Origin of the sequence: Neoroseomonas terrae, assembly GCF_018129025.1 — a bacterium.
Lineage (GTDB): Bacteria > Pseudomonadota > Alphaproteobacteria > Acetobacterales > Acetobacteraceae > Neoroseomonas > Neoroseomonas terrae.
The window spans coordinates 1-6,783 of record NZ_JAAEDI010000052.1 but is presented as its reverse complement, the minus strand read 5'-3'; the positions used below and the strand labels follow the sequence as shown (position 1 = coordinate 6,783).

Here is a 6,783-nt window from a genome sequence, read left to right as displayed (position 1 = left end):
CTGCGCGAGGTCGCGGCGGCCTGGGGGGCGGCGCCGGGCTGCCAGGCGGCCGCCCAGCCCCTCCCCGTCCGTGGCGCCATCCAGGTGGACCGCTTCGCGTGCGGCGGCGCGCAGGCGGTGCTCTGGACCATCCCCGCAACGGCACCGGGTTGGCCCGCCACCCCGCCCGCGCCTGACGTGACGCGGGAAATCTGGCGCTTCTTCGCTTCGATCAGAGCCGATTAGCCGACCCCTCGGCCGATGCCCTGCATCGGGTCGGGAGCACATGGCGCGAAAGCCGGCCCGCCGGATGGCAGCGCCGGCAGCTTGCGCGGCGGCCGGGGAATCCGGCCGCCAGCGTCAACCAACCAGCGACCAGAACATCTTCAGGCTGGTGACCAGCAGGAACGCCGCGAAGGCCCGCTTCAGCCACAGCGGCGGGATGGTGTGCGCCAGATGCACGCCCCAGGGCGTCGCCAGGATCGAGGTCGGCGCGATCAGCGCGAAACCGATCAGGTTGACGTAGCCGAGCGACCAGGGCGGCGTCAGCGGGTCGTTCCACCCGCCCCAGATGAAGCCGATCGTCGCCGGGATCGAGATGATCAGCCCGAAGGCCGAGGCGGTGGCGACGGCCGAGCGGATCGGCGCGCCGAACATCGACAGCAGCGGCACGCCGAGCGTCCCGCCGCCGATGCCCATCATCGCGCTGACCGACCCGATGCCGATGCCGAGCGCCGCGCGCGGCGGTCCCGCGGGCACGCTGTCGGTAATTTTGAAGTCGACGCCGGTGAAGCCCATGTTCAGCGCCACCATCAGCGCGACCACGGCGAACACCGCCGTCAGCCCCTCCCCCCGCACATAGACGGCCAGGAAGGTGCCGAGCATCACGCCCGCAAGCATCGACGGCCAGATGGACCGCAGCAGCGCGATGTCCATCGCCCCCTTCGCGTAGTGCTTTCGCGCGGACTGGATCGAGGTGGGGATGATGGTGGCGAGCGAGGTCGCCACCGCCAGCTTCATCTGGATGCTTTCCGGGATGCCGAACAGCGGGAAGACGGCGAACAGGAGCGGTACGATGACGATGCCGCCGCCGACGCCGAGCAGCCCCGCCAGCGTGCCCGAGACGAGCCCCGTCGCCGCCATCGCGGCCGCGAGCCCGAGAAGCCACATGGGGTCGTTCAGATGTTCCATGGGAGTGCCGATCCAGGATGGGCGGGAAAACGAGATTGTGGCATACACGCTGACCCTTTCAGCGTCACCCTGCCTTGCCGTTCCTGACCGATCCCTGGTTCTATGCCTTGGCCATTCCTGCCGTGCTGATCACCGGCATCAGCAAGGGCGGGTTCGCCGGCGGCGCGGGGAATCTCCTGGTGCCGCTAATGGCGCTGAGTGTCCCGGCCCCGATCGCCGCCGGCATCGCCCTGCCGCTGCTCTGCGCCATGGACGTGTCTGGTCTGAAAGCCTGGTGGGGCCGCTGGGACAAGCGCGAGATGCGCGTGCTGATCCCCGGCGCGCTGGTCGGCATCCTCGTCGGCGGGCTGGCCTTCAGCCTGTTCTCGGACCGCGCGATCAAGGCGATGGTGGGGATCACCACGCTGGTCTTCCTCGCACGCACGCTGTGGCTGGCGCGGCACCGCTCGGCGTCGGCGTCGGCGCCGCATGATCCCGTGAAGGGCGCGGTCTGCGCCGCGGCATCCGGCTTCACCAGCACCATCGCCCATGCCGGCACGCCGCCGCTCGCGATCTACCTCTATCCGCGACGGCTCGACCGGCAGGTGATGGCGGCGACCAGCGTCGTGTTCTTCGGCATCGTCAACTACGTGAAGCTGGTTCCGTATTTCCTGCTGGGGAACCTTTCGGCGACGAACCTGTCGACCGCACTGGTGCTGCTGCCGCTCGCACCCGTCGGCGTCTACCTTGGCATCTGGCTGCAGAAGCACGTGTCGGATGCGCTGTTCTACAAGCTGCTCTATGCGTTGCTGCTGCTGACCGGCGTGAAGCTGACCTGGGATGGGGTGTTCGCATGAACAATGGGCGCGTGCTCGGCGTGCTGGGCGGGATGGGGCCGCTTGCCGGGGCGACCTTCATGCAGCGGCTGACGCTCCTGACGCCGGTGGATCGGGACCAGGACCACATCCCGTCCATCCTGTGGTCCGACCCCCGCGTGCCGGACCGCACCGCGGCGCGGCTGTCGGGCGGGGAGGACCCGCTGCCCTGGCTGCTGCGCGGCATCGCCGGGCTGGAGACCGCCGGCTGCGGCGCCATCGTCATCCCCTGCAACACCGCGCATGGCTGGTTCGAGGGGATGCAGGCCGTGACGCGCCTGCCCATCCTGCACATCGTCCATGCGGCCGGCGACGAGCTGCTGCGCCTGCACGTCCCCGCAGGGCCGATCGGGCTGATGGCGACCACCGGCACGCTGGCGATGCGGCTGTACCAGGACCGGCTCGCCGCCCGCGGCTATGACTGCCTCATCCCGTCCGAGGAAGAACAGGCGCGCATCGTCATGCCGGCGATCGATCTGGTGAAGGCGAACCGCATCGCCGAATCCTACGCGCCGCTTGCCGAGGTCGCGCGGCGGCTGATCGAACGCGGCGCGCGCGGCGTGATCCTCGGCTGCACCGAGATCCCGCTCGGCATCGCCGCCGGCCCGCCGCTGCCGTTCCCCGTCGCGGACACGATCGACGCGCTGGCGCGTGCGGCGATCGCCTGGGCACGGCCGGCTGGCTGACGCAGCCCTATGGCAGCCAGCGCATCATCAGCCCCACCACCCGCTTGACCGGCGCGGAAAGCAGCTTCGGCGTGTAGAACTCGGCCGCCGCCCGCCGCGCGGCCTCCGACACGGTCGGATAGGGCAGCGGCGCGTCGGTCAGCGTCGTGAGCTTCGTACCGATCAACGGCACGAACAGTGCCGCCATCTCGTCCACTCCCGGCCCGACCAGCGACGCGCCAAGCAACCGCCCCTTGCTGTCTGCCACGAGCTTAACCAGCCCCTCGGCGCGGCCCTCGACGACCAGCCGGTCATTGTCCGCGAGCGGCCAGCGCAGGACGACCAGGCCGCTGCGGCCGGCGGCGCGAAGCTCCGCCTCTGTCGGGCCGATCTGCACGATCCCCGGATCGGTGAAGACGACGCGCGGGAAGGCGTCGTAGGACAGGCGCGCCGGCAGGCGGAACAGCATCGATTTCGCGACGATCCCGACATGCTGCATGCCGGCATGGGTGAAGCCGCGCGGCCCGAGCCCCTGCGGATCGGCGATGTCGCCCGCCGCCCAGACCCGCCGGTTGGAGACCGACCGCAGCGCCCGGTCCGTTGTCACGCCGCGCGGCGTGAAGGCGATCCCCGCCGCGGCGAGGTCGAGACCCGCCAGCCGTGGCGCCCGGCCCACGGCGATCAGCAGATGCGTCCCGGTCAGTTGCTCATCGTCCTCGAGACGAAGCGCGACGCCATCCTCATGCGGTTCGGCGGCGACCACCCTGCTGCCCTCGCGCAGTACGACGCCATCCGCGGCGAGCGCCCGGCGCAGCGGCGCCAGGCATTCGGGGTCCTCCCGCCCGGCAATGGCAGCGGCTTCGACCACCGTCACCCGGCAGCCCAGCCGCGCATGGGCCTGCGCCAATTCCAGGCCGATCGGCCCACCGCCGAGGATCAGCAGGTGGCCCGGCCGTTCCTCCAGGCCGAACAGCGTGTCCGTCGTCAGGAACGGCACCTCCGACAGGCCGGGAATGGACGGCACGACCGGCGACGACCCGGCCGCCACCACGGCCCGCCGGAAGCGGTAGCGCCGCCCGCCGGCATCGATGACGTCCCGGCCGGCGAAGCGGGCGGCCGCGCGCACGACGGTCGCGCCCATCGCGCGGAAGCGCTCCTCGGCATGGTTCGGCGCGAGGGCCGCCGCCGCCTGGCCCACATGCGCCCGCACCCCCGGCCAGTCGATCGCAGGTTCCGCGATGCGAATGCCGAAGCGATGTGCCCGGCGCGCGTCGGCGGCGGCGCGCGCCGCCGCCAGGAGTGCCTTCGACGGCACGCAGCCGGCATTGAGCCCGCTGCCGCCGATCGCGCCACGCTCGAACAGCGCGACCTTCAGCCCCAGCCCGGCCGAGATCGCCGCGATCGAGGCCCCTGCCGCCCCGCCGCCGATCACCGCCACATCGACATCAGGCATCGCGCTCCCCCTCTCCGCCCCGGCCGCCGGGGGCGGGCATAGGCGAGGATGCGCCGATGGACCAGGGCGGCGCGGCGCGGGTCAGCGCAAGGTCAGCTCGACCCGGCCCAGCGTGTCGAACTCCACCACCGCCGTGCAGGGCCCGTCGAGCCAGATCGGCGGCGTGACCGAACCCAGGAACACCACCTGCCCCGCGCGCAGCCCGCCGAAGGCCGCCGCGCCGGGGGAGGCAGCGAGCCAGGCCAGCGCCTCGAAGGGGTGGCCGAGCAGATCGGCGCCGATGCCCTCCGCCTTCACCTCCCCATTCACCGACAGCCGTCCCCGCGTGGCGCCGAGATCGATCGACCGCCAATCCGCCACCGGTGTGCCGAGCACGCCGCCGGCGTGGAACACCTGGTCGGCGATCAGCGTCGGCGTGCCCAGCACGGCGAGGTCGCCATAGCGGCGATCGACGATCTCCATGGCGGCGAAGACTTCACCGACAGCGGCCTCGGCGTCCGCGCGGGTACAGGGCCCGGGGGCGATATCGCGCGCGAGGCGCAGCGCGACCTCGCATTCCACGCCGGGATCGACGTAGTCGGCATGGCGCGCCGTGGCTGGCGAGGCGCGCAGCCCGGCCTTGGGCACGAAGCCGGCAGCCGGGCCGGTGAGGCCGAGATAGCTCTGCATCTGCCTCGTCGTCGCGCCGATCTTGAAGCCGGCGGGCGGCACGCCGCCGAGCCGGAGCGCGATCTCCTTCTGCACGGCGTAGCCTGCCTCGACCGTCTGCGGCGCGGCGGCGCCAAGCGGGGCCAGGATGCGCCGGCTGCGGCGCGCTTCGATGATGGCCTCGGCGGCGTCGGATGCCATGGCAGGGTTCCTCCGTATTGCCGTCATGGTCGCCGCGCCGCCGATGCCGGGCAAGACCGGCACGGCGTCGCGGCGCCGCCGGCTTCAGCGTCGCACGATCTCGTAGAGTGCGACCGCCGCCGCCGTCGAGACGTTCAGGCTCTCCACACCCTCGGCCATCGGCAGGCGGACCAGCTCGTCGCAGGTCTCGCGCTGCAGCCGGCGCAGGCCGGCCTCCTCGCCACCCAGCACCAGTGCCACGCGGCGGTCCCGTGGCACGGCCTCGGCCAGCGTGCGCTTCCCCTCCCCCGCCAGGCCGAGCACCCAGAACCCGGCCTTCTGGAGCGTCGCGATCGCGCGGGACAGGTTCACCTCCCGCACCACCGGCACGATATCGAGCGTGCCGGATGCGGCGCGGGCCAGCGTGCCGGTCTCATGCGGCGCGTGACGGTCCTGCATCACCACCGCGGCCGCCCCGAACGCCGCCGCGGCACGCAGGGCGGCACCGACGTTGCGCGGGTCGGTGACCTGATCGAGCAGCAGCACCGGCCCCTCGGATGCGGCAATCGCGTCCTCGAGGTCGAACGCCTCCAGCGGCTCGGCGAGCAGGGCGATGCCCTGGTGCACCGCATCCTCGGTAAGGAAGGTCTGGAAGCGGGCGCGGTCGGCACGTTCGGGGGTGACGCGCCACGGCCCGTCGAAGCTGTCCCGCAGGGCGATCTCGGCATCCGTCGTGGTGAGCAGCCGGCGCGGCTTGCGGCGTGGGTTGGACAGCGCCGCCAGCACCGCGTGATGGCCGTAGATCCAGTAAGCGCCGGAGCCAGCGCCCGCGCCGGGGCGCGGCGGCTCGGGAGCCAGCTCGGGGGGTGCGGGAACGGGCTCGGCGCGGCCCTGGGCGGAACGGCGCGGCTCCTCGCCGCGGCGGTCCGGGCGCCCCCTGCCCGATCTGGGCGGTGCATCAGCGTTCCGGTCGAGCCGGGGACGGGCAGGCTTACGCGCATCATCGGCAAAGCGTTCGGCGCGGCCGCGGGCGGGCTTGGCCGGGGCGTCGGCGCCGCGTTCACTGCGCGCGGGCTTGCGGGTGGCCTCGCCGATCCGCTCCGCGCGACCGCGAGCCGGCCGGCGCGGCTCCTCCGCCTCTCGCTCGGCGCGGCCGCGGGCCGGTTTGCGCGCATCCTCCCCGCTGTGACCAGAGCGTGACGCAGGGCCGCGCGAGGCGGCGGTTCCGGCGGACCGGGCGGGCTTGCGGCCATCAGGCCGCTTCGGGGGGCGTCGCATGCCGCGCATCCTCACCACCCCCGCCGGCGACGCAAGCGCGAAGCGAGATGCGCCGCCCTCCGTTGACAGCGGGTGGGCAAAGCGGATAGTCCGCGCGCTCCCGTCGGCCCGGCTGGGCAGGGCGGCTGCGGAGGGGTGCCCGAGTGGCTAAAGGGGACGGACTGTAAATCCGTTGGCTTGCGCCTACGTTGGTTCGAATCCAACCCCCTCCATATCGCCCGCCGCCGGCTGACGGGACCTTCTCCCCGGCCAGCAGCAGCGGAAAACTTGGTTGGTCGATGCCTCGCGGCGCGGGTGTAGCTCAATGGTAGAGCCCCAGCCTTCCAAGCTGGTTGTGCGGGTTCGATTCCCGTCACCCGCTCCAGCGAAGCGCGGTCGAATGGTCGCTCCGCAGGCGCGGCGTGGCTGGGGTCGTCAGAAACGGTTCGAACGAGGTAGCGGGACAGGGCCATGGCGAAGGCAAAGTTTGAGCGGAACAAGCCGCACTGCAACATTGGCACGATCGGGCATGTGGATCATGGCAAGACGTCGCTGA

Annotated in this window: 7 protein-coding genes and 2 tRNA genes; 5 read left to right on the top strand and 4 right to left on the bottom strand. The window is 72.3% G+C overall.

What is annotated here, in order from left to right:
• The coding region (locus tag GXW78_RS27515; RefSeq protein ID WP_211872123.1) for a hypothetical protein at positions 1-225 on the top strand (225 nt) is incomplete at its 5' end.
• Positions 226-339: 114 nt separating this feature from the next.
• Here GXW78_RS27515 and GXW78_RS27510 read toward each other — a convergent pair.
• Positions 340-1,170, bottom strand: coding sequence for a sulfite exporter TauE/SafE family protein (locus GXW78_RS27510; RefSeq protein ID WP_211872122.1), 831 nt, complete (start codon positions 1,168-1,170; stop codon positions 340-342).
• Between the two features lie 74 nt (positions 1,171-1,244).
• Between GXW78_RS27510 and GXW78_RS27505 the strand changes: the two genes are divergently transcribed.
• Together GXW78_RS27505 and cuyB are read left to right on the top strand one after the other, a co-directional pair.
• Positions 1,245-2,006, top strand: a complete 762-nt coding sequence (locus tag GXW78_RS27505) for a sulfite exporter TauE/SafE family protein (RefSeq protein ID WP_211872121.1) — start codon at positions 1,245-1,247, stop codon at positions 2,004-2,006.
• A complete protein-coding gene (gene cuyB / locus GXW78_RS27500; protein ID WP_211872120.1) occupies positions 2,003-2,710 on the top strand; it encodes a cysteate racemase in 708 nt (235 codons plus the stop codon). The genes GXW78_RS27505 and cuyB overlap by 4 nt, the downstream gene beginning before the upstream one ends.
• A 7-nt stretch (positions 2,711-2,717) precedes the next feature.
• On the opposite strand, the gene GXW78_RS27495 is transcribed toward cuyB, so the two are convergent.
• The 3 genes from GXW78_RS27495 to rlmB all read right to left on the bottom strand — a co-directional run bounded on the left by GXW78_RS27495 (position 2,718) and on the right by rlmB (position 6,248).
• Positions 2,718-4,142: a dihydrolipoyl dehydrogenase family protein gene (locus tag GXW78_RS27495; protein ID WP_211872119.1), complete on the bottom strand. Its 1,425-nt coding sequence runs from the start codon at positions 4,140-4,142 to the stop codon at positions 2,718-2,720.
• Between the two features lie 81 nt (positions 4,143-4,223).
• Positions 4,224-4,991, bottom strand: a complete 768-nt coding sequence (locus GXW78_RS27490) for a 2-keto-4-pentenoate hydratase (RefSeq protein WP_211872118.1) — start codon at positions 4,989-4,991, stop codon at positions 4,224-4,226.
• 84 nt (positions 4,992-5,075) lie between these two features.
• A complete protein-coding gene (gene rlmB / locus GXW78_RS28560; protein WP_211872117.1) occupies positions 5,076-6,248 on the bottom strand; it encodes a 23S rRNA (guanosine(2251)-2'-O)-methyltransferase RlmB in 1,173 nt (390 codons plus the stop codon).
• Between the two features lie 129 nt (positions 6,249-6,377).
• Here rlmB and GXW78_RS27480 point away from each other — a divergent pair.
• Positions 6,378-6,460 (top strand) — tRNA-Tyr (locus GXW78_RS27480).
• A gap of 78 nt (positions 6,461-6,538) precedes the next feature.
• Positions 6,539-6,612: transfer RNA gene (locus GXW78_RS27475), tRNA-Gly, on the top strand.
• The last annotated feature ends 171 nt before the right edge of the window (positions 6,613-6,783 follow it).